Source organism: Mycobacterium bourgelatii (assembly GCF_010723575.1).
In the GTDB taxonomy this organism is placed as follows: domain Bacteria; phylum Actinomycetota; class Actinomycetes; order Mycobacteriales; family Mycobacteriaceae; genus Mycobacterium; species Mycobacterium bourgelatii.
Window position 1 is genome coordinate 59,186 of record NZ_BLKZ01000002.1, and the last position, 19,384, is coordinate 78,569.

The 19,384-nt window shown below is 63.4% G+C and carries 18 protein-coding genes; 5 read left to right on the plus strand and 13 right to left on the minus strand.

Annotated features, from left to right (window positions below):
* The first annotated feature begins 47 nt into the window (after positions 1–47).
* Positions 48–1,007 carry an acyl-CoA dehydrogenase IpdE2 gene (gene ipdE2 / locus G6N68_RS25300; protein WP_163718981.1) on the plus strand — a complete coding sequence of 320 codons (960 nt, stop codon included), beginning with the start codon at positions 48–50 and terminating at the stop codon, positions 1,005–1,007.
* Complete coding sequence (locus G6N68_RS25305) at positions 1,004–2,170, plus strand: pyridoxal phosphate-dependent aminotransferase (RefSeq protein WP_163718982.1); 1,167 nt, start codon at positions 1,004–1,006, stop codon at positions 2,168–2,170. Before ipdE2 ends, G6N68_RS25305 begins: the two co-directional genes overlap by 4 nt.
* On the opposite strand, the gene G6N68_RS25310 is transcribed toward G6N68_RS25305, so the two are convergent.
* Together G6N68_RS25310 and G6N68_RS25315 are read right to left on the minus strand one after the other, a co-directional pair.
* Positions 2,135–2,986, minus strand: coding sequence for an arylamine N-acetyltransferase family protein (locus tag G6N68_RS25310; RefSeq protein WP_163718983.1), 852 nt, complete (start codon positions 2,984–2,986; stop codon positions 2,135–2,137). The genes G6N68_RS25305 and G6N68_RS25310 overlap by 36 nt on opposite strands.
* A 26-nt stretch (positions 2,987–3,012) precedes the next feature.
* The gene (locus G6N68_RS25315; RefSeq protein ID WP_163718984.1) at positions 3,013–4,374 is read right to left on the minus strand and encodes an HNH endonuclease signature motif containing protein; all 1,362 of its coding nucleotides are present in this window, start codon (positions 4,372–4,374) and stop codon (positions 3,013–3,015) included.
* Positions 4,375–4,520: 146 nt separating this feature from the next.
* Between G6N68_RS25315 and G6N68_RS25320 the strand changes: the two genes are divergently transcribed.
* Positions 4,521–5,045, plus strand: a complete 525-nt coding sequence (locus G6N68_RS25320) for a hypothetical protein (RefSeq protein ID WP_205351515.1) — start codon at positions 4,521–4,523, stop codon at positions 5,043–5,045.
* Between the two features lie 60 nt (positions 5,046–5,105).
* Here G6N68_RS25320 and G6N68_RS25325 read toward each other — a convergent pair whose 3' ends face one another.
* From G6N68_RS25325 to G6N68_RS25370, 10 genes are all read right to left on the minus strand, one after another.
* Positions 5,106–5,996, minus strand: coding sequence for a CHAD domain-containing protein (locus G6N68_RS25325; RefSeq protein ID WP_163718985.1), 891 nt, complete (start codon positions 5,994–5,996; stop codon positions 5,106–5,108).
* Positions 5,997–6,077: 81 nt separating this feature from the next.
* On the minus strand, positions 6,078–6,899 hold the full coding sequence (locus tag G6N68_RS25330; protein ID WP_163718986.1) for a hypothetical protein: 822 nt from the start codon (positions 6,897–6,899) through the stop codon (positions 6,078–6,080).
* Positions 6,900–6,914: 15 nt separating this feature from the next.
* Entirely contained in the window at positions 6,915–7,877 is a 963-nt protein-coding gene (locus tag G6N68_RS25335; RefSeq protein ID WP_163718987.1) for an MlaD family protein, read from the minus strand.
* Positions 7,874–8,920, minus strand: coding sequence for an MlaD family protein (locus tag G6N68_RS25340; RefSeq protein ID WP_163718988.1), 1,047 nt, complete (start codon positions 8,918–8,920; stop codon positions 7,874–7,876). Before G6N68_RS25340 ends, G6N68_RS25335 begins: the two co-directional genes overlap by 4 nt.
* Positions 8,917–10,050 carry an MlaD family protein gene (locus G6N68_RS25345; protein ID WP_163718989.1) on the minus strand — a complete coding sequence of 378 codons (1,134 nt, stop codon included), beginning with the start codon at positions 10,048–10,050 and terminating at the stop codon, positions 8,917–8,919. Before G6N68_RS25345 ends, G6N68_RS25340 begins: the two co-directional genes overlap by 4 nt.
* 23 nt (positions 10,051–10,073) lie before the next feature.
* On the minus strand, positions 10,074–11,096 hold the full coding sequence (locus tag G6N68_RS25350; protein WP_240355884.1) for an MlaD family protein: 1,023 nt from the start codon (positions 11,094–11,096) through the stop codon (positions 10,074–10,076).
* Positions 11,087–12,097 carry an MlaD family protein gene (locus tag G6N68_RS25355; protein WP_163718990.1) on the minus strand — a complete coding sequence of 337 codons (1,011 nt, stop codon included), beginning with the start codon at positions 12,095–12,097 and terminating at the stop codon, positions 11,087–11,089. Before G6N68_RS25355 ends, G6N68_RS25350 begins: the two co-directional genes overlap by 10 nt.
* The gene (locus tag G6N68_RS25360; RefSeq protein ID WP_163718991.1) at positions 12,094–13,170 is read right to left on the minus strand and encodes an MlaD family protein; all 1,077 of its coding nucleotides are present in this window, start codon (positions 13,168–13,170) and stop codon (positions 12,094–12,096) included. Before G6N68_RS25360 ends, G6N68_RS25355 begins: the two co-directional genes overlap by 4 nt.
* A 2-nt stretch (positions 13,171–13,172) precedes the next feature.
* A complete protein-coding gene (locus tag G6N68_RS25365) occupies positions 13,173–14,039 on the minus strand; it encodes an MlaE family ABC transporter permease (RefSeq protein ID WP_163718992.1) in 867 nt (288 codons plus the stop codon).
* Positions 14,039–14,956 carry an MlaE family ABC transporter permease gene (locus G6N68_RS25370; RefSeq protein ID WP_163718993.1) on the minus strand — a complete coding sequence of 306 codons (918 nt, stop codon included), beginning with the start codon at positions 14,954–14,956 and terminating at the stop codon, positions 14,039–14,041. Before G6N68_RS25370 ends, G6N68_RS25365 begins: the two co-directional genes overlap by 1 nt.
* 551 nt (positions 14,957–15,507) lie before the next feature.
* Between G6N68_RS25370 and G6N68_RS31180 the strand changes: the two genes are divergently transcribed.
* Positions 15,508–16,656 carry an Abi-alpha family protein gene (locus G6N68_RS31180; RefSeq protein WP_240355891.1) on the plus strand — a complete coding sequence of 383 codons (1,149 nt, stop codon included), beginning with the start codon at positions 15,508–15,510 and terminating at the stop codon, positions 16,654–16,656.
* Positions 16,657–16,665: 9 nt separating this feature from the next.
* Here G6N68_RS31180 and G6N68_RS25380 read toward each other — a convergent pair whose 3' ends face one another.
* Positions 16,666–18,024, minus strand: coding sequence for a DUF445 domain-containing protein (locus tag G6N68_RS25380; RefSeq protein ID WP_163718994.1), 1,359 nt, complete (start codon positions 18,022–18,024; stop codon positions 16,666–16,668).
* 428 nt (positions 18,025–18,452) lie between these two features.
* Between G6N68_RS25380 and G6N68_RS25385 the strand changes: the two genes are divergently transcribed.
* Entirely contained in the window at positions 18,453–19,217 is a 765-nt protein-coding gene (locus G6N68_RS25385; RefSeq protein WP_240355892.1) for a hypothetical protein, read from the plus strand.
* The last annotated feature ends 167 nt before the right edge of the window (positions 19,218–19,384 follow it).

A 19,384-nucleotide genomic window follows, 5' to 3' on the forward strand; every position in this document is an offset into this window, starting at 1 on the left:
CGCGCCGGCGACGATGCAGAGCACAGCGATGAAGAGGAGCGGCGCCAATGAGTGAAGAACGGGAGTTGCTGCGCGAAACTGTGGCCGCGCTGGTCACCAAGCACGCCAGCCCCGCTGCGGTGCGCGCCGCCATGGAATCCGACCGCGGCTACGACGAGTCGCTGTGGAAGTTGTTGTGCGAGCAGGTTGGCGCCGCGGCTCTGGTGATACCGGAAGAGCTGGGCGGCGCCGGTGGTGAATTGGCCGACGCGGCAACGGTCTTACAGGAACTTGGTCGCGCACTCGTGCCGTCTCCCCTGCTGGGCACCACCCTTGCCGAACTCGCCCTGTTGTCCGTTGACGAGCCCGATGCCGAGACGTTGGAAGCGTTGGCCTCGGGAGAATCGATAGGCGCGCTCGTGCTCGACTCGGACTATGTCGTCAACGGCGACGTCGCCGACGTCGTCGTCGCCACAGACGGCAAAGGCGGCAAGCTGAGCCGGTGGACACGGTTCAGCGCGGAGCCCGTCGTCACCATGGACCCGACCCGCCGGTTGGCGAAGGTGCGAGCTGAAGAATCCGCCGACCTGGGTGCGGACCCTGGAATTGCGGACACAGCGGCGATTCTGCTGGCGGCCGAGCAGATCGGCGCCGCGGAACGCTGCCTCGAACTCACCGTGGAATACACCAAGAGCCGAGTGCAATTCGGCCGGCCGATCGGCAGTTTCCAGGCGCTCAAGCACCGGATGGCCGATCTCTACGTCAAAGTCGCCGCGGCCAAGGCGGTGGTTGACGAAGCGTGCAACGACCCGACCCCCACCAACGCCGCCACCGCACGGCTGGCCGCCAGCGAGACATTGAGCACCGTCGCGGCCGAAGGCATTCAGCTGCACGGTGGCATCGCCATTACGTGGGAACACGACATGCACCTGTATTTCAAACGTGCACACGGCAGTACGCATCTCTTGGAGACACCGCGTGAGCTGCTGCGCCGGCTCGAAGCAGAAGTCTTGCCGGGAGTGCCGTGACCGATCACGTCTCGCTGCGGGCCGGGATCCCACCGTTCTATGTGATGGATGTCTGGCTGGCTGCAGCGGAACGCCAGCGCACCCACGGCGATCTGGTCAACCTGTCCGCGGGGCAGCCGAGTGTCGGCGCCCCCGAGCCGGTACGGGCCGCCGCGGCGTCCGCCCTGCATCTCAACCAATTGGGTTACACCGTGGCGCTGGGTATCCCAGAACTCCGCGGTGCCATCGCGGCCGATTACCAACACAAGCACGGCATCGAAGTCGACCTCGACGCGGTGGTGGTCACCACGGGTTCGTCCGGCGGGTTCCTACTGGCCTTCCTAGCCTGCTTCGACGTCGGCGATCGGGTAGCGATGGCCAGTCCCGGCTACCCCTGCTACCGAAACATCCTGTCGGCACTCGGATGCGAGGTGGTGGAGATCGCGTGCGGCCCGGAGACGCGGTTCCAGCCCACGGCGCAGATGCTCGCCGAAATCGACCCGCCGGTGCAGGGGGTTATCGTTGCCAGCCCGGCCAATCCGACGGGAACGGTCATACCGCCCGAGGAGCTGGCGGCTATCGCATCGTGGTGCGACGAGACCGGCGCGCGACTGATCAGCGATGAGGTCTATCACGGGCTGGTTTACGAGGGCGCGCCGCAGACCAGCTGCGCCTGGCAGACGTCGCGGAATGCCGTGATAGTCAACAGCTTTTCCAAGTACTACGCGATGACCGGTTGGCGGTTGGGCTGGCTGCTGGTACCAACCGAGCTCCGCCGTGCGGTCGACTGCCTGACCGGCAACTTCACCATCTGCCCGCCGGTGCTGTCGCAGATCGCGGCGGTGTCGGCGTTCACGCCGGAATCGAAGGCAGAAGCCGACGGGCACCTGGCGCATTACTCCGTCAATCGATCTCTGTTGCTCGACGGTTTGCGTGGCATCGGCGTCGAGAGGCTGGCCCCAACCGACGGTGCGTTCTACGTCTACGCCGACGTCGGCGACTTCACCAGAGATTCGCTGAGTTTCTGCTCAAAGCTGCTGGCCGACACCGGGGTTGCCATCGCCCCGGGCATCGACTTCGACCCGGCGCGCGGCGGGTCCTTCGTACGCCTTTCATTCGCCGGACCTACCAGCGACATCGAAGAGGCCCTACACCGAATGGGGCCCTGGCTGTCGGCTCAGTAGCTGGTCGATGCGGGCCACGAGCACATCGCGCTCGGCGGCATCGTCCACGTTGATTCCGAACCGGTCGCGGAGCGTGTCCACCACGGCGGCGGCGTCGTCGAGTAGGACCTTCTCGGATCCACTAGCACGGTGGATGGTCAGCTGGCGGCCGGACAGATTCAGCCGCGCATCGTCGGTGACCATCGCGGCGGTCACCTCCGTGACGAAGTGGGACGCCGGGCAGGTCGAGACATACCAGCTACCCACCGTCAGATCGATCTGGGGACGGGTCTCGGTGGTGAACTCGTACAGCGACTGCCACTCACCACGGACCTGCGCCTGCAGCAGTAGGCCGTCACCGCGGTCCTCGAGTCGGTACGGCTCGTGCGTCGTCTGCTGGACGCCGCCGGTTTGCAGGCGGAGCGGTGACGTCGGCGTCTGGCCGCCGAAACCGACGTCCACCAGATATGAGCCGTCCGAGCCCGGGAAAGTCACCCCCAAAACAGTGTGGGTCTGCGCGGGGACCGGTGCATCCGGCGGCAGCATCCAGACCACCCGGCCGGCGAAGCGTCGCACCTGGTAACCGAGTTCAGCCAGCACGTAACCCATCAGTCCGTTCTGCTCATAGCAGTAACCACCCCGCCGTCGGCTTACCAGCTTGTCGGCCAACGCATTTGGGCCCAGGTCGTCAACCGGCACACCCAGCAACGGATCGAGATTCTCGAACGGAATCGCTCGGGTGTGCGCCGTCACCAAAGCCTGCAGTGTCTCAAGCGTCGGCTCGGTGGTCCCGCGGTAGTTGACGCGGTCAAAGTATTCGGTCAGGTCCAATGCCATATGGCCATTCTGACCCGACCGTCAGGTTAGAAATCCGGCGGTGGTTGCGCGGCGAATCGTTCCTCGTTGATGCGCCGTTCGGCCATGATGCGTGCATGGCGCTCGGCGGCACGGGTTCGCTTCCGCCGAGGCATCTTTAGCCCGCGTAACGCCATCGGCGTCGGTTGGCTCAGCGATTCGAAGAAGACACCGCCAGTAGGTTCGGTGCGGTAGATGTGGCCCGTCGGACTGGTCCACACCACCGTGCCATCGGGTAGCTGGAGATCCAACCAGCCCGCTACCCCGGCATAGAAGGTCTTCAGCAGGTGGTGAAAACGGCAGAGTAGCTTGAGATTACACGCGTGCGTCGGACCCAGCGGGTAAGGGATCGTGTGGTCGATGTCGCAGACTGCTGCGGGTGCATCACATCCGGGGAATCGGCACGTGAGGTCCCGGCAGCGGACGAAGTCAGCGAGAGCCGCCGAGGGCCGGTATCCGGGTTCTGGGCTGAGCGGCGGAATAACCAAGTCCTTGAGCTTGGCGGTGGTGGCCAAGTCGCGCAGCAACGCCGGCGAGACCGGGCCGAACCCCGGCAGATATCCGGGGGCCTCGGAGTCACCGTCAATCGTCGCCCGCTCGGCCAAGACATGAATTACCACATTGGTGTCGGTCTTCCGTTGTGCAGCAGCACAATCGGACGAGCCACACTGGCACTGCAATCCATCCGCGCCGTCGACCAACGCCCGGAGGGCATCGGCACGCCGCTGTTCTTTGTTCCGGGGGTCTTCACGACACACGGTGTCGGCGAGCGCCTCGAGCTTCTGATCCAACGCAACTCCATCGCTGCCGTGCAGCTGCGCCCACACCTGTGCCATCCCATCACTGCTGGGCTTGACCTCTACGAAGCGAACATCGTCTCGTTCGGGCGGTACCCGAACGCCAGCTGGATCAGCGTGAACAACCCACATATCGATGCGTTCGCCAAGCTTCGCCGTTGACAGCCGCGTCCACTTCGGCGCGCGTCTGGCTATGGCCTGATCGAGCTCGGCGAGGATCTTCGGATCCTGCACCAGGTAAACGCGGGAGATCACCGTCGCCACCACTCGAAAACAGACGTCTCCTCGCGCGAATACCTCCGCGAGGCGTGGCAACCGCTCGCGTAGCGCGATCGCGTAGCGGAGGTGCCCACTGGCCCTGGCTCGAGTGATGCGCAGGGCCGCGGAGATCTCGGCGACCACATTCGCGTGTCCATCGATGGCCCATTGATCGCGCTCGGTGTCACCTACCGGAGCGCGGCGTGCATACAGTTCGCCTATTGCGGCCAGTTCTCTTGCGCACTGCACGTTTTGCTCGCGTGCCGCGGCGGCGATCGCGTCGACTACGTCGGCGTCCGTCTGTCCTTCGAACATACTTTCGATTGTACGAACGGTCGGTGACAAGATGGGCATCGTCGCGGGAGCGAGGCGAACCCCGCCGTTTTATCGATGTCGAATATGGGGATTCGGTAGGCACGGGCCGGGGTACAACCGCATACCCAACAACCTATGGAGCTCAAATGAGTACCAGCAATATTGTCTGGATCGTCGTCGCCGTGGCGGTGATCGCGGTCGTCATCATCCTCGTCCTGGCCATGAACAGGGCGAAGCGTCGCCGCCAGCACCGGCAGGCCGAAGAGATTCGCGAGCAGGCCAGAATGCAGACCGCCGAGCTTGAGCGGCGCGAAGCACTGGCCAACGAAACCGCCGCCAAAGCGCGTGCGGCTCAGGCCGAGGCAGAGGTCAAGGCCGCGGAAGCCGCCAGACTGCAAGAGCAGGCGGCCGAGCACCAGAACGAAGCCACGACATCGCGCGACCAGCTACGGGAACAGTGGGAACGCGCTGACAGCATCGATCCGACGGTCCGGAGGGACCAGCGTGACGATGGAACCGACCAAGCCGACCGAGCTGAGTGGACCGAGAACGGCCATGACGGTGCGTGGCGTGACGATTCGGCCGCACCGACCCGCGGCACCGCGGACGCCGACGCCGACTACAGCGCCCAAGGCAATTACCCGCAAGGCAATTACCGCGGGACGGCCTAAGATCGGTTAGAGAGCAATCCGGGATAGCCCGCCCCCTCAACGGGCCATCCCGGATTGCACTTATCGGAGCCGCTGTGCGTCAGCCCGGCACTGCTCAGCGATTCGACGCTCACGCTCGTACAACATGCCGTACGTGAAGCCGTTCTCCCCTGAACTCGTACCCGCCGTTACCGCCAACCGACGCAGCGCCTCGATAGCGATCACGGCATCCTGGTGCTCCCCCAGCACCCCTTGTATGTGCTTGTAGCGCTTCACTGTCCGCTTCGCACGCTGGTCCAGCGGCCTGCGCAACTCGGCGGCGTAACGTGCCCGTTTGGCGGCCTTGCGTGCGGTGTGCAGCATGTCATCGTCACCCGACTCGAGCGCCTTGGCCAACCGTTGATCCGCCTTACGCTCGGCACGGCGGGCTCGCTTCCGCAACGTCTTGGCCGTGATGTCGTTGCCGGCAATCGGCGGTGCTGCCCGCCATAGGCGCAGCACGTCCATGAGTGCGCGATACCGCGCCGAGTCCATTGCCTCGCTCACCCGAGTTCGGGACGGCAACTCAGCCGCTCGAAGGTCCTTGCGGATCCGCGCTTTGACCGGCCCTAGCACCAGCTCGTCGGGAATCTGATTCAGGGCTTCGATGAACCGGCGTTGCTGCACATGGCAATCGCGCACGTCCCCGAGCAGGCCGGCGAACCACTTCAACTCGTCTTCCGTGCCATCGATTGCCGACTCATCCAAGAGCTTGCCGAACACCCGCAGCGTGCTGCGCAACCGCCGGATCGACACTCGGGTGTCGTGAATGGGATCCTCACCTCGGCGCAGGCCCTCGTCGCCGCGCTCGATCTGTTCGACCTGGGCGATGATGTAGTCCGCCAGGGCGCGAGTTGCGGGGGACGCGGTCTCGCCGTCGTAGAGGTTGTGCGCCAGCACCACCCGGTCCTTGACGTCTGAGGCGGCGCACATGCCACTACGAATGTCCGCGCGGCGCGTCGGCCAAACCTCCTAGGAGTCGCGGAGGGGCGTTACTTTTTCAGGCGGCACATCCTAACGCCGTGGCGCGGGTGCAGGGGCCGGCGCCGGGGCGGGACTGGGCACCGGCGGCGGCAGCTGGTCAGCGTTGCCGGCATGACTACCCGTCTTCGGTCCGATGTCGGAGACTTGCCAACTGCCGTCGACCTTGTTGACGGTGATCTGCAACAGGATCAGTGATACGCGGGGCTTGGGATTCTGCAAGTTGCGTGTGGTCTGCGCGGCGGATACCACCACCTGGTACACGTCCCCGGGCTGTGCGACGGCGTCGGTAGCAAGGACCTCGCCCGACGACGTGACCTGCGCCTGCACCATGACGCCCTTGAGAATGGGGGTGGCGTTGACGTACTTGTCCTTCAGGGATTGGGAGACGCCGTCCTCCACGGACTGGAAAAAGGCGTCCGGGTTTTCATAGGTGTACGTCAGCGACTTCAACGCGTACTCCTTGGCCAGCTTGGCGGCAGCTGCGCGGTCCGATTCGGCCTGCTTCAGGGCCGTGACCTCGTGGTTCAGCCGGTCGTACTGGCGGTACCCGAAGAACGCCCCGCCGATCGCCGCCAACAGAAGCAAGGCGGCAACCGTGCGCCATGACAGCGACGGCCGTATTCGGAGCTTGCGCAACCGACCGAGCCGCGACTCGCCCTCGTCGTCGGCTTTCTCGCCAGCCGCGGCCTTCTCGTCGGCGGCCTTCTCGTCCGCGTCGTCGGCGTCGTCGGCGTCGTCCGCCTCGTCGGCCGCCTCGACTTCTTCAGTCGCCTCGACTTCCCGGGTGGCGCTGTCGACACTGCTGTCGTCGATGACGCTCTCTTCGGTGTCACTTATCGTGTCGGCGCTCATGCTCGATCCTCACTGTTATTGCCCCTCAGGCGCATTCACCTGTAGACGCAGCCCGCCCGCGTCGTTGAAGGTCGACTCCCAGAAGTCCATCCAATGCCCCCCGTTGACCCTGACTCCGTACAGGGGCTCAGTGGCCGGCTCCAGGACAGTAGCGAAAGTTCCGAGCGGCCCGGACAACATATCGATGTACTCGTTGATATTGGCAACCATCGTCGGCACCGCAGCGCCCGGCGCGAAGGTACCGTCCGCAGCGTTGGTGTACTCATCGGTGTTGCGGACCAACTTGGTCAGCGCCAACAGCGCCGGGGGCAACACCATGCCGGCCTGGCGCAGCGACGCGTCGGCGTGTACCTCATCGAGATCGGCGACCAGCGTGAAGACGTTGCCGAAGAGCGTCGTAAGCAGTTGCTTCTTCTCTAACTCCATCTTGGAAACCAAGCCCGCGGTGGTGGCCAACGAGTCCAGGGTCGCGTCATTGTTCGCAAAAACCTCGGAGACGGTGGTCACGATGCTCTGGACGTGATTCGGATTGATCACCGAGAGAAGGCCATTGGCCTTGGCGAGCAACTCACTCACCGTCACCGACGGAGCCACCCGATCCGCGGGGATCACCGCGCCATCGCTGAAGTACGGCGGCGCAATGTGTTTCGTCTTGAAGTCGATGTACTGCTCGCCCACCAATGACAGGTTCTGGATGCTTATCGCGCTATTGGCCGGTACCGGATGGGCGGGGTCGAGATCGATCGACACCCTCAGACCGCTCGGTGTGGCTTGGACCCCGGTGACGCGACCCACCTGGATGCCGCGCATCGTCACTTGCGAGGTCGGCAACAGCCCGCCCGACTTGTCCAGCACAAGCGTTACCCGAGTGGGCTTTACGGTCGGGTTCTTCTTCAGAACTTCGAGGGACAGATACGCCACTCCGAACACCGTCATCACGGCCAGCAGCACCAAAGTCGTCGCGGCCTTCAACCTCATGGCAGTAGCCCCATCGTTCGCAACGCGGAAATCGCCTGGTCCGCCTTGTCCGCCGGATCCACTTCCGGCGGGCCCTGCGGCTGATGAACCTGCGTGACATTGAATTTCGGGCCGCCGTTGTTGAAGAACGGGATCAGCTTGTCGCGGATCAACGCATTCCACTTGTCGACGTTGACCGGCACCGTGGTGTCGGCGGTCGCGATCGAACCCACCAACGGCGTGACGTAGGAAAGCATCTGGATGAAGTCGGGCGCATGTGGCACCAGCAAGTCAGCTCCGCCGCGGCCGAGTCCCTGAAGATAGACCAGGAGTTGAAGGATGTCCGGCAGTACGCCGGTCATCGCGTTGATGTTGCCCGGGCCGTTGGCCATCAAGCTGTCCAGCACTGCCGCGTCGGCGTGCAACGTGCTCGTGACGCTCTCCGCGCTGGCGAGGATTTCATCGATCGTCTCTTGGTTCGCCGCCAGGTCGTGCAGCAGGCCGGTCAGCTTGTTGCGAATACGGATCTGCTCGGACGGATCCTTCGGAAACGCGTTGTTGAAGTTGACCAGTGACTCTTGCAAGGTGGTCAGCGTTCCGCCCGTTACCAGGTTCGACACCCCGCGCAGCATGTTCTCGACGTTGTCGGCCGGCGTGGTGTTCCGCAATGGAATGGTGTCGCCGTCGCGCAGCGGCGTCGGCGCCGGGTCGTCCGGCGGCATCAGCGCGATGTAGATGTCGCCCAGCACGGTGGCCTGACGGAGTTCGGCGCGCGTATTCTGCGGCAGCGCAGCGGTATCGGAGATGTCGACGTAGGCGACCGCGGTGTTGCCCACCAGTTCAACTCGGTTCAGGACACCGACCCGCACGCCGCCGTAGTCCACCTTGGCCTTGGCCGGCAGGTTCAGCACGCTGGAAAATTCGATCTTGACGCTGTATTTGCCTCCCGGAACGTAGGAGCCGGGTACCGGCAACCGCGTCGGGTCGAGTGAGCACGCGCCCGTCAGGCCGATCACCAGGGCACTCAGCAGCACGCTCAGCCCGCGCATCGTTCGTCCCGTCATGACAGTGCGTTCCCCAGGATGAGGTCGGTCAGACCGAGGGTGACCGGATCCGAGGCGGTGCCGGGCGCACAAGCCGCTTCGCTACCCGGGGTGTGCCGTTCGCGCAGCAACCCGCAGATCGCACTGACCTGTGGTGGCGAAACCGACACCTGCGGGGGCACATACGGGACATGGTGTGTGCCCCACGACGGTTCCACCGTGTCAGCCAGCCAATTGGTGAACTGTGGCCATGAATTGATGGTCCCGACGATGTTTGGGGTATAGGCGTTGAGGATGTCCCGGACCCAGGGGATCAGCTTGTCGGTGATGTTGTGATAGACCCTGGGCGCGAACCGGTTCAGCGCGTCGACCAGGATCGGCAGCGCATGCGCAAGATCGTGCAACGCGGACCCGAAGCCGTCCGCGAGTCCTTCGATCATCGCGAGGCTGCCGGGCAGGGTGACCAACGCGGTCGCGACGTTGCCCCAGTTCTGCAGCAAGGTCGAGGTGAGCAACTCGCCGTTGTCGACGAGTTCGCGAGTGTGGGCGTCAGCCAGATTCGGGTCGCCGATGATGGTGACCAAATCGCGCAGCGTTTGATTGAGCTCCGTGCCAGTGCCTTCCAACGACCGACTCACCACGCGGAGGGTGTCGTTGATGGCTTGCGCGCCTGGCGACTTCGACGGGTCCGTCCCCGGCGGGGTGTCCAGCAAGGTGTCAACCAAATTGTCTGCGGCCGCGAAGGTTTCGCTGATGCCGAGCGGAGTCTTGGTGCTTTCCAGCTTGATGCACTGCGAGCCGGTGAATTTCGGCCCACCGCTGTAGGGCTTGGTCAGTTCGACATGCCGGTCGGTGACGATCGATTGTGAGTAGGTGACGGCTCCGACGTCGGCGGGGAGGTCGAGATCTTTGGGGACGGTGAAGTCGACCTGCACGAAGTCCGGTTTGTTCGTGACGGCCGTTACCCCACCCACTTCGATGCCCAGCAACTGGACCTTGTTGCCTGGGTAAAGGCCCACGGCGTCGGTGAATTCGGCGCACATCGCCTTGGTGTCGTCCATCTTCGGGAGCACCAGTTTGGCTCCGGTCACACCGGCGGCAATCAACGCGACGGCCACCACGACCGCAATGACAACGCGTTTCCTAGTCATATCAGCCTCATATCAGCGTCATATCAGCAGTGCCTCATGAGGTTGGGCAGACAGAGGTCTTGGCCAGGTACCAGGAAGTGGTCGTCCACGGCAACGCCGTTCCCGCTGAGCATCGGCACCACGATGTTGAGGATCTGCCCTAGGCCGTCGGCGGCGCGGCCGATCCGGTCGGGGTTGGTGAACAGGGTGTCGAAAATGTCGTCGATTCCGTTGACCGAGGGCGCGACCTCGCGACTGTAGAAGACCATGATGCGGTCCACGATCCGGGTCAACTCGCTCAGCAGCGTGAAGAACTCGATGATGTCGACGGCCCTCGAGGTGTAACCGCGCCCAACCAACGCGAATTGCTCGATCAGCGCGAGAAGATGCTCGCGATTGGCGGTAAGGGAACTGACCGCATCGTTGACGAAGCCCAATCCGCGATCCACGTCGTCGGACATCTTGCTCAAGAACCTGGTCAACTCATTGGCCGAATGCACGATCTCGCGCAGTGCATTCGGATACTTGTTGGCGGCGTTGGCTACCTCGGTGAAGGTGTCGTGCAGGACCTTGCCGTTGACATCCTTGACTAGCGGCGTCACCGACTGAATGAGATCGCTGGTCTCGAATGCGGCTTTGACGTGCCCAGGAGGAATCACCTTCTGGCCCAACGGCACCGCACCCTGCGAGTTGAGCGCCACATAGTGCCCACCCACCGGCGTCAGTAGCCGAACCTCGAGCGTGGACTCCGAACCGACGAAGACCGAATCCTTCACATTGAACTTGATCTGCACGAGGTTGCCCGCCAGCTTGACGCTGGTGACCTCCCCGACCGGCACCCCGGCGATGCGCACGTCGTCACCGCTGCGCACACCGCCCGAATGGGTGGCATTGGCGGTATAGCTTTTCTCGCCAAGGGGATTGAGGAAGGCGACGACGGGTATGACCAGCGCGATGATGATGACGATGATGCCTGCGACGCCGTAGCGGCGACTGCGTTTCGCCGTTTCACGGTCGTCGAGGACCCGGCCCCAGTTCTTTCCGATGTGCGCTCTCACTACTGGCACACCACCAAATCCTGCTGCCCGAACGACACTTCGCCGATGTTGGGCAGGTGGACCTCGCCGTTGGTGCAGGTATAGGCCGGGGTGGTTGGCCCTTCGTCGACGAGTGAGTCGCGCAATCCCTCGATCAGGGAGGGCACCAGCGACAGGCCGGCGATGATCGTCGGCGTCTGTGGAAACATCCGGCTCACCAGGTCATAGGCGGGCACGGTCGTTCCGTCAAACGTGCGTTCCGCGTATTGCAGGGTGTGGACCAGACTGCGCATCAACGGCAGTTCGATGTCGAGCGAAGTATTAAAGTCGTTGGCCTTGGCCGTAAACGACGCCAGCAGTCCGTTCAGCGTGGTGATGACGTGGAACAGCTGCTGGGACTTGCCGCCCAGGTCGTTCGATATCTCACCGAGGTTGCGCAGCAGCACCGTAATGGCGGCCTGGCGATTTGCGGCGAACTTTGTGATGGTGTCCAGATCGTGCAGCAGTGGTCCGAGCCCGCTGTCGTCACCCTGGATCAACCGGAGCAGGTTTTCGCCGAACTGGTTGATCTGGGCGGCGTCGAGCGTGTCGAATACCGGCCGGAATCCGTTGAACAGCTTGGTGATATCGAACGATGGAATGGTCTGTCCCACCGGCACGGTCGCCCCAGCGGCCAACCGTTCACCCGCGGCGCCCGACTGGACCAGTTCCAGGTAGCGCTGTCCCAGCAGGTTCTGAAACCGCACGGCGACGACGGTGTCCTTGTACAGGGGATTGGCGGTCAACGCGGTGAAATCAACCCGGGCCATCTGGCCTTCGAGGCGGATCGCCTCGACCTTGCCTACCTGCACGCCGGCGATTCGGACGTCATTGCCGGCGTCCAGGCCGGAGACGTCGGTGAAGACCGCCGAGTAGTGGTTGACCGTTCCGCTGACCGGATTGCGCAGGGCGGTCAAAAGCATCAGCCCGCACACCGTGGCGACGGTGGTGAATAGGGCGACCCAAAAGACAGAGCTGGTCAGCTTTTTCATTCGTCACCCCCTGGCGGCGGCCCGGGCAGCCCAGGCGGCGGACCGGGCAGATCTGGCGCCGGCCCAGGAAGCGCGGCCGCGATGCCCGGCGCGGTGTTCATGATTACCTCAACGCGCATCCGCACGTCGCCGTCGACCATCGGAAAAGCGGTGCTGGTGCGGTCGAGTAACCCGGAGATGCGATCGTAGGCCGGCGCCAGGCTGCCCAGCGCGTACATACCGGGGACCGCGGCGTTCATCGTTCCGTTCATCAGCGGAATGAGCCACGGGTTGTTCCGCAGCACGATGTCGCCGACATCGCCCAACAGCTGGCCCGTCTGGTGCATGACCAGGTTGGTGCGGTCCACGCCACCCGGCGCATTCAGGAAGCTCATCGAATTAACCAGGTCGGGCGCCAGGTTGAGGGCGGGCAGAACCGGGCCGAGACCGTTCAAGAACGACGCGAGCACCGAAAGCGAGTGTGACAGCGGCATTGTCTGGGAGTCGGCCAGGATCTTCGCGATATCCAGCCCCGCCTTGGTGGCCGGCTCGACAAGGTCCGCGTGGTTGCGTAGGACTTCGATGACGTGATTGAGCTCGGGTGTGTCGAGAATCCGACTCAGTCGCTGACCCTCCCGCAGCAACTCGGTGATCGTGGCCGCCTGGACGTCGGTGCGCACCGTCAACGTCTGATTCGGACGCAACTGAGGCCCCTTGCCCTCGCTGACGAGCTCAACCTCGGTCGTGCCAAAGAGATTCGACGAGGTGAACCGTGCGATCGTGTCTGACGTGAGCGCCTTCGCCTGCCGAGGGTCGAGCAGCACCGTCATTCTCTGCTTGTTGTAGCCGATGGTTTCGAGTTCCTTGACCGATCCAATGGCCATGCCGTGGAACTTCACCTCGGCCCCGGGCGCCAGGCCCTCGCCAATTGTGTTGGCGATCATGGTCAATTTGAAGTTGTCAACATACTTCCCGGTGGTCGCCTGGTACACAAAGACGGCCCCGACGGTCAGGACCATGGCGACAATCAGGCCGCGAAGTCGGAGCGTGCCGGCGCTGGGCGGCCGCGCGGTTCGGGTGAGAAATGTTGGCATGCCTACCCCGACAGCCTCAACCCGGGGTTGTTGCCCCAGAACAGCAAGGTCAACAACATGTCCGAGACGACGATGGTGATCAAGCTGGCGCGAATCGCCCGTCCTGAGGCGCGTCCGACACCCTCCGGCCCGCCGCTCGCGTAAAACCCCTCATAACAGTGGATCCCGATGATCAGGACGACGAAGACGACCGCCTTGATCGCCGAGTACACCACGTCGGATGGCTGCATGAACATGTCGAAGTAGTGGGTGTAGGTGCCGGATGCCTGATGCAGGCTCACCATCAGCGCGCAGGACAGATAGCTCAACGCCAACGTGAACAGGTACAGCGGAATGATGGTAATGATCCCGGCGAGGACGCGGGTAGTCACCACGTAGGGAATCGCCGGGATCCCCTGAACCTCCAGCGCGTCGATCTCCTCAGCGATCCGCATGCTGCCGATTTCGGCGGTCATCCTGGTGGCGGCCTGCGCCCCGAAGCCGATGGCCGCGACCATCGGCGCCAGTTCCCGGGTGTTCGCGTAGGCCGAGATGAAGCCGGTGAGCGGACCCATCCCGACCATGTCCAGGACGGCGTAGCCGACGAGCCCAACCGCGCCACCGATCGCGATGCCCATGAACGCCAGCACGCCAATGGTGCCGCCGCCGACGATGATCGAGCCGTTGCCCCAGATCATGTCGACCAGAATCGTTCCGGTTTGCCGCCGGTAGCGCGTGATGGTGCGCGGCAGCGAAGCGATCACCTGGGCCAGGAAGGTGGCCTGGTGACCGAGGCGTTCGAAGACTGACCCGCCGCGGTTGAACACCAAATAACCGGCGCGCAGCGACGCGGCCATACCGTGCGGCATATGCCGCGATGGGGCGGCCATCAACCCACCTTCGTTGGCATGAACGTGGCAACCAGAGCGGTGATGCCCAGGTTCAGAACGAAGACCGTAACAACGCCCAAAACGACGGCCGCATTGACCGAGTCGGCCACGCCGCGCGGGCCGCCCTTCCGCGTCTCAAGGCCGCGCTGGCAGGCGATCAGGGTGACGATGATGCCGAAGAGCCACGTCTTGGCCAACGCCACCCCGACGTCGCCAACGGTCGCATACGACCCGAAGGAGGCGATGTAGCTGCCCGGGGTACCGGACTGGTAACCCACGTTGACCACATAGCCGGCCGCCAGGCCCATGAAGATGATGAAAATGCAAAGCACCGGTGCAAGCAGAATGATCGCGGCCAGACGCGGCGTGACAAGTCGTTGGACCGGGTCGATGCCCATGACCCGCAACGCATCAACCTCGTCACGAATGGAGCGTGAACCCAGGTCGGTGGTCATCGCCGAGCTGGCCGCGCCGCCGAGCAGCAGTGCCGCCATGATCGGCGCGGCTTGGCCGATCACACCGAGGCCGCCGACCGCGCCGGAGATCGACGTCGCGCCGATTTGCTGAATGAGGTTGCCGACCTGCACCGCGATGATCACCCCGAAGGGGACGGCTATCAGCAAGGCGGGGATCGCGGTGACACCGACGATGAACGCGGCCTGGTTAAGCGTTTCCCGCCACGGATGGCGGAGTCGAAGGATGTCGGTGACCAAGTAGATCAGGGACTGCGCGCCCAGTTCGAAGAAGCGGCCGAGGGTCTGCAGACCTTGGTCGGTCCGTCGCACTAACCAACGCCCTGGCCTGGCCAGCGTCGCGAGGCGGGCCCGGGCGGGCCGACGTACCGGCGCGGCTGGGGACGCCGGAGCAGGTGGCTGAGCCGAAGCTTTTGTTTCCGCGAGTGAACTCAACGGCACCAACTCCCTGGCGCCCGGCGACCCGTATCAGTCGCTACCGCCGACAAAGCCTGCTCTGCGCACAAAAAACTTGGCTTTGTACAGATTCGCGACATTCGAGGTTCCCTTGATCAACGCCGGGTTAGGAGTGATGAAGGGATGGTATTGAGTCCACATAGTGCCGCTGTGTACGTTATTGAATAGAGACGCAACGGTTATACAAACGTTATAGTCCTGTCTGTCCACATTTTTGACAGCAATCTCCTGTACGCCATTTACCCCTTGTGCGGGTTTGGTGATAGTTCCGGCCGCTGACGACAAACAAGCTGTTCAGACGGGTTAACGAGAGCGCGGCCACCCTCGTTTGTGCGACCGGGGACGGCTCCTTTACACCGGCTGGCGAAGTTCGCTCGCCTCGCGCGCTCCGCCGCTTTGCGTGTCGCAACTGAAGCCCTCTAATCGACGGGTGCCGAATATTGTCAACCGATTGCTCGCGACGATCCGGCAAGCGGTTACACTTCGGACCACCACAAACTAATGTGATCTGACGCACAAGATCTGTGAGCAGGTAGAACATGAGCGAATCGAACGGCCAGACGGGCAGGGAGTTGGCCCATGACGGCGAAACTCACCGGCCCGCCGAGTTGGAGGCGTACGCACAATTCTCCACGGCGCTTCGGGACGCGGCAGGCGTCGTCGAGCACACGCGAGGCCTGTTCGTGCAGACGTTGCGTGCAGTGACCCATCCGCGGGACGCGGTCACCGGAGTCACGAACCTCATTAATTACCTGTCGAATTCGAGCTCAGCGGTGCGTGAGATCGCAGCGGCTGCCAACGGCACGTCGCCCCGGGAGGTGGTCGAGATCGAGGCCGAGGTGCTACCCGCCGCGGCCCAGGAAGGGCAGCGGAGCGCCCCCGAATCCCATGGCTCGGCGGCAGCGCCGGCCAAAGCATCGGCGTCGCCGGCGCCAGTCGAGCACGCAGAGCCCGCACCGGCCGCAGAAGGCAACAAAGGTGGGCTGTTGGGTACGATGAGCCGCGTCGCCTCCCGCCCGGCCGGTTTGTTTGCTGAGACGCTACGGCAGGTGCAACAGGTGCAACATGGCGTCGCACCGTCAGCAGCCATCGACAACGTGGTCAGCTCGTTCCTGGGCACCACCGGCGTCCGGGATGAAACCGCAGAGTTGAAGAAGCGGGGCGAGGCGCTAATTCGAATTTCCTGTAAGCCCGAATATTCGCGTCGGGATGTGCATCCGTCATTTTCGAATATTCTCGACGAACTGCTTCCCGACGAGGCACGAATTCTTCGTTTTCTGGCCGTAGCCGGAACGCAGCCGGCCATCGATGTGCGGACGAAAACCCTCTTCCAAGTTGGTTCTGTCAAGTTAGCCGGTGGTGTCAATATGATCACCGAAATGGCGGGATGCAAATGGCCCGATCGCGGTTACCACTATCTGGCCAACCTTAATCGATTGGGCTTGATCGATTTTTCTAAGGAGCCCGTAGAGGATTACCGGCGGTACGCGTTATTGGAAGTGCAACCGGTGGCCGTCGCGGCCATGGCTAAAGCGCCGAGATCGATCAGTGTTTACCGCAGCATTACGCTGACATCATTTGGTAAGCAATTCGTGGCCGCGTGCATCGACACCGAAGGTTACAACGGCGGTGGTTGGGCTACCGACGGTCGTCAGGACAAGATCATTGGGAAGGGCCCGCCCAGCTGATCGGGGCGTTTACCACCCGAACAGCAGCAGGTGCAGCGCGCCCACAGCGATGCCCAACACCCCGCCGTGAACATAGAGCAACCACGCATCTTGTTCGATGGCCGAATACAGCATCTCGGAAAACTCGTGCGGCGGCAGGGCACGGAATTTCTCGGCCGCAAAGTCCGCGATCTTCTTTTCCCGCCGCTCACTGAACTCGTCGAACGACAATAAATCGGGCGCGAGCTCCACCGCTGCCAGACTGGCTTTCCGCTCCAGGACTCCGACGTTGACTATTCCCAGCGACCGTGCGGTCACGGTGGCTATCGGGGTAAGGAGCTGCTCGACTTCTTCCGCCACCGCCTCCTCGATTAGCAGAGCGGTCTTATCACCACTGGCACCGAACAACAGCTCGTTGGCGAAGTTCGGAACCGTCATCACCTCGCGGGCGAGCATGAGTGAAATTTCGGCGGCGGCCTCGTGCTGGCGCTTGGGGAACAGCCCCTGCTTCCACGGGTACCGGTAGCGGGGCTTTGGGTCACCGGGCTCGAAGACCACCTTGACCGCGAGGTAGTTGACCACGATCCCGATCAGCGCAGCGCCGGCGAGCACAACCAGCCACATCGGGACGGCGCTCAAGACGGGGGGATGCGCCTCGCGCACCCACGAGATGTAGAGGGCTAGCGGGATGCCGAAGAAGAACCCGAGGGCGCCGATCTTGACCATGAAGCGCAGCTCCGGGGCGCCCATGCCCTTGATGATGCCGACCAGAACAGCCGGGTTACGGCGCAAGTGGTTGACCACCATCAACTTCACGTTCAGCAGGTCGCTGATATTTTCGCCGATCTTCGCGAACACTCGCCGCGAGATTTGCGGCAGCCTTTCGTCCAGTGTCCGCAGTGTCTGGTTCTGCACGGCGACCGGCAGACTGCGCCAAAGTGTGCGGTGTTCGCTCTCGATGATGTCTTCAGCCAGTTGCCGAATATTCGGCCGCAAAGCATCCGCTAGGCGGTCGGCGAGTTCGGCCGGCCCAAGTTCCTCGTAGAAATCTCGGATGCTGCCGATCCGCGCGATCGACATATCAACGATCAGGCTGGCCATTTTCTCGGCACGACAGGGTATGAAGCCCTGGAAACCAAGGATGCCGTTGGGCGCGAAAATCGGCAGGATCTGCACTTTGCGCGGCAGGAACGGGAACACCGACCGCAACCCCGGCACGTAGAAACCGGTAAAGAAGACCGGCGCGAAGAGCATGATCACTCCGGTCCAGTTGGTGATCAGACCGGCGACCGCGCTGAAGATCGGGATGCTGACGAGATCGACGACAAACGCCGATTGGCCGGTCAGCTCCTCCCAATCGATGAACGGGCCTGAAGCGATAACGCTCATACTGCGTCCTCCGAGTTGCCGAGAACATGCGGGGCTTGTTAGGGGGTGACTGATCGTAACAGTCTGGTGCTCGCCAAGTAATAGCCGCGAGGAAATTCAGCAACAGCGTTCGAAGGTAATGTTCGAGACGTCAAATCATTGGACAAGCGCCTACCCTATGCCTATGCCAAAGGACCCGATCGGTGCGCTACGGCAACCACCACCCCGGATGCCGACAGATCGAAAGCCGTTGGCAACTGCCTGAATCGAACGCTCGAAGTTCGGTGGCGTGGTGCCGCCGCCGGCCACGTGTAAAGGGGTTCTGGGCACATTCAAATAAAAAATTTGCAATAGTGCAGGGTCTTCGTGACTGACCCAATTCACGCGTTGAGCCGCCCGCGGAAATTGACCATTGGCGATGCCCCGCCGTGGCGGTATTGTGCAGCCGCATGAAGCCCGCGACCCTAGTCACCGCGGTCATTGCGATCGCCATCGCCGGGGTCGTTTGTCCGTGGGCCCCGAGAGCTGGTGCCGATCCCAGGTACTTGGCACCTTGCGCGGTCACCGTTGCGGCGATCAATCCCAAGACCCAGCTGGCGCACTCGGACTGCCGGCTGCATGCCAACGATCGGGTCGGCGCGAATTTCGATGTGACTTACTTCAGCCTCCCCGAAGCGCCGGGACCCAGGGCGGTGAAGGTGGTCGTCACCGACGGATCCGGCGCGGTCGTCCAGACGATCGACGAGCTACTCGAACCGTCCAGCCCGAGCGGCGTCGGATTACAGGATCTCGACGGGGACGGCCGCGAGGAAATCATCATCCCGATCGCCCAGCACGTCTTCAACGGCAGCCCGAACACCCGCTTCTCGGTGTGGCGCGCGGAGGGCGACAGCACCCACTTCGAACGGACCCAGATGGTCGGCCAGGCGGCGTATCCCAGCGGCGACGGCTACGTCGTCAGCAACGGCGGATCGCCCACCAGCCGCGACCTCACCTTCTACCTGCCCACCGGGGCCGGATTCACCCTCGTCCTGGTCTTGACGATCGAGGCCGAGCAGGTAGAGCAGGGCACGAATCGTGTCCTGACCGTGAACTGCCGTGCGCACAAAGTAGATAGCCTGCAGGCCATCGACATGGACATCACCACCGCACAAGACACGTTCTGTGCGTCGCCGGCCGCTCGCGCCATTTGGCCCGACGCTCAACGCGTTTGAGTCGCCGGACGCCCGCCGCGGCCGCGCTCCCGGCTTCGCCGAGCGTGAGGGTAAATCCCCGGCCATCGCGATCATGGGGCCAGAGGCCACACAGCCGACGAGCGACGCCGGTCGAGCCCTTCACCGAGCGTGGGGGTAAATGCCCGGCCATCGCGATCATGGGGCCA

What these genes read in the sequence shown, in the direction of transcription:
- ipdE2 (WP_163718981.1), top strand. Translation starts at nt 48, where the DNA reads ATGAGTGAAGAACGGGAGTTGCTGCGCGAAACTGTGGCCGCGCTGGTC.
- G6N68_RS25310 (WP_163718983.1), bottom strand. Translation starts at nt 2,986, where the DNA reads ATGGCATTGGACCTGACCGAATACTTTGACCGCGTCAACTACCGCGGG.
- G6N68_RS25315 (WP_163718984.1), bottom strand. Translation starts at nt 4,374, where the DNA reads ATGTTCGAAGGACAGACGGACGCCGACGTAGTCGACGCGATCGCCGCC.
- G6N68_RS25320 (WP_205351515.1), top strand. Translation starts at nt 4,521, where the DNA reads ATGAGTACCAGCAATATTGTCTGGATCGTCGTCGCCGTGGCGGTGATC.
- G6N68_RS25325 (WP_163718985.1), bottom strand. Translation starts at nt 5,996, where the DNA reads ATGTGCGCCGCCTCAGACGTCAAGGACCGGGTGGTGCTGGCGCACAAC.
- G6N68_RS25330 (WP_163718986.1), bottom strand. Translation starts at nt 6,899, where the DNA reads ATGAGCGCCGACACGATAAGTGACACCGAAGAGAGCGTCATCGACGAC.
- G6N68_RS25335 (WP_163718987.1), bottom strand. Translation starts at nt 7,877, where the DNA reads ATGAGGTTGAAGGCCGCGACGACTTTGGTGCTGCTGGCCGTGATGACG.
- G6N68_RS25340 (WP_163718988.1), bottom strand. Translation starts at nt 8,920, where the DNA reads ATGACGGGACGAACGATGCGCGGGCTGAGCGTGCTGCTGAGTGCCCTG.
- G6N68_RS25345 (WP_163718989.1), bottom strand. Translation starts at nt 10,050, where the DNA reads ATGACTAGGAAACGCGTTGTCATTGCGGTCGTGGTGGCCGTCGCGTTG.
- G6N68_RS25355 (WP_163718990.1), bottom strand. Translation starts at nt 12,097, where the DNA reads ATGAAAAAGCTGACCAGCTCTGTCTTTTGGGTCGCCCTATTCACCACC.
- G6N68_RS25360 (WP_163718991.1), bottom strand. Translation starts at nt 13,170, where the DNA reads ATGCCAACATTTCTCACCCGAACCGCGCGGCCGCCCAGCGCCGGCACG.
- G6N68_RS25365 (WP_163718992.1), bottom strand. Translation starts at nt 14,039, where the DNA reads ATGGCCGCCCCATCGCGGCATATGCCGCACGGTATGGCCGCGTCGCTG.
- G6N68_RS31180 (WP_240355891.1), top strand. Translation starts at nt 15,508, where the DNA reads ATGAGCGAATCGAACGGCCAGACGGGCAGGGAGTTGGCCCATGACGGC.
- G6N68_RS25380 (WP_163718994.1), bottom strand. Translation starts at nt 18,024, where the DNA reads ATGAGCGTTATCGCTTCAGGCCCGTTCATCGATTGGGAGGAGCTGACC.
- G6N68_RS25385 (WP_240355892.1), top strand. Translation starts at nt 18,453, where the DNA reads ATGAAGCCCGCGACCCTAGTCACCGCGGTCATTGCGATCGCCATCGCC.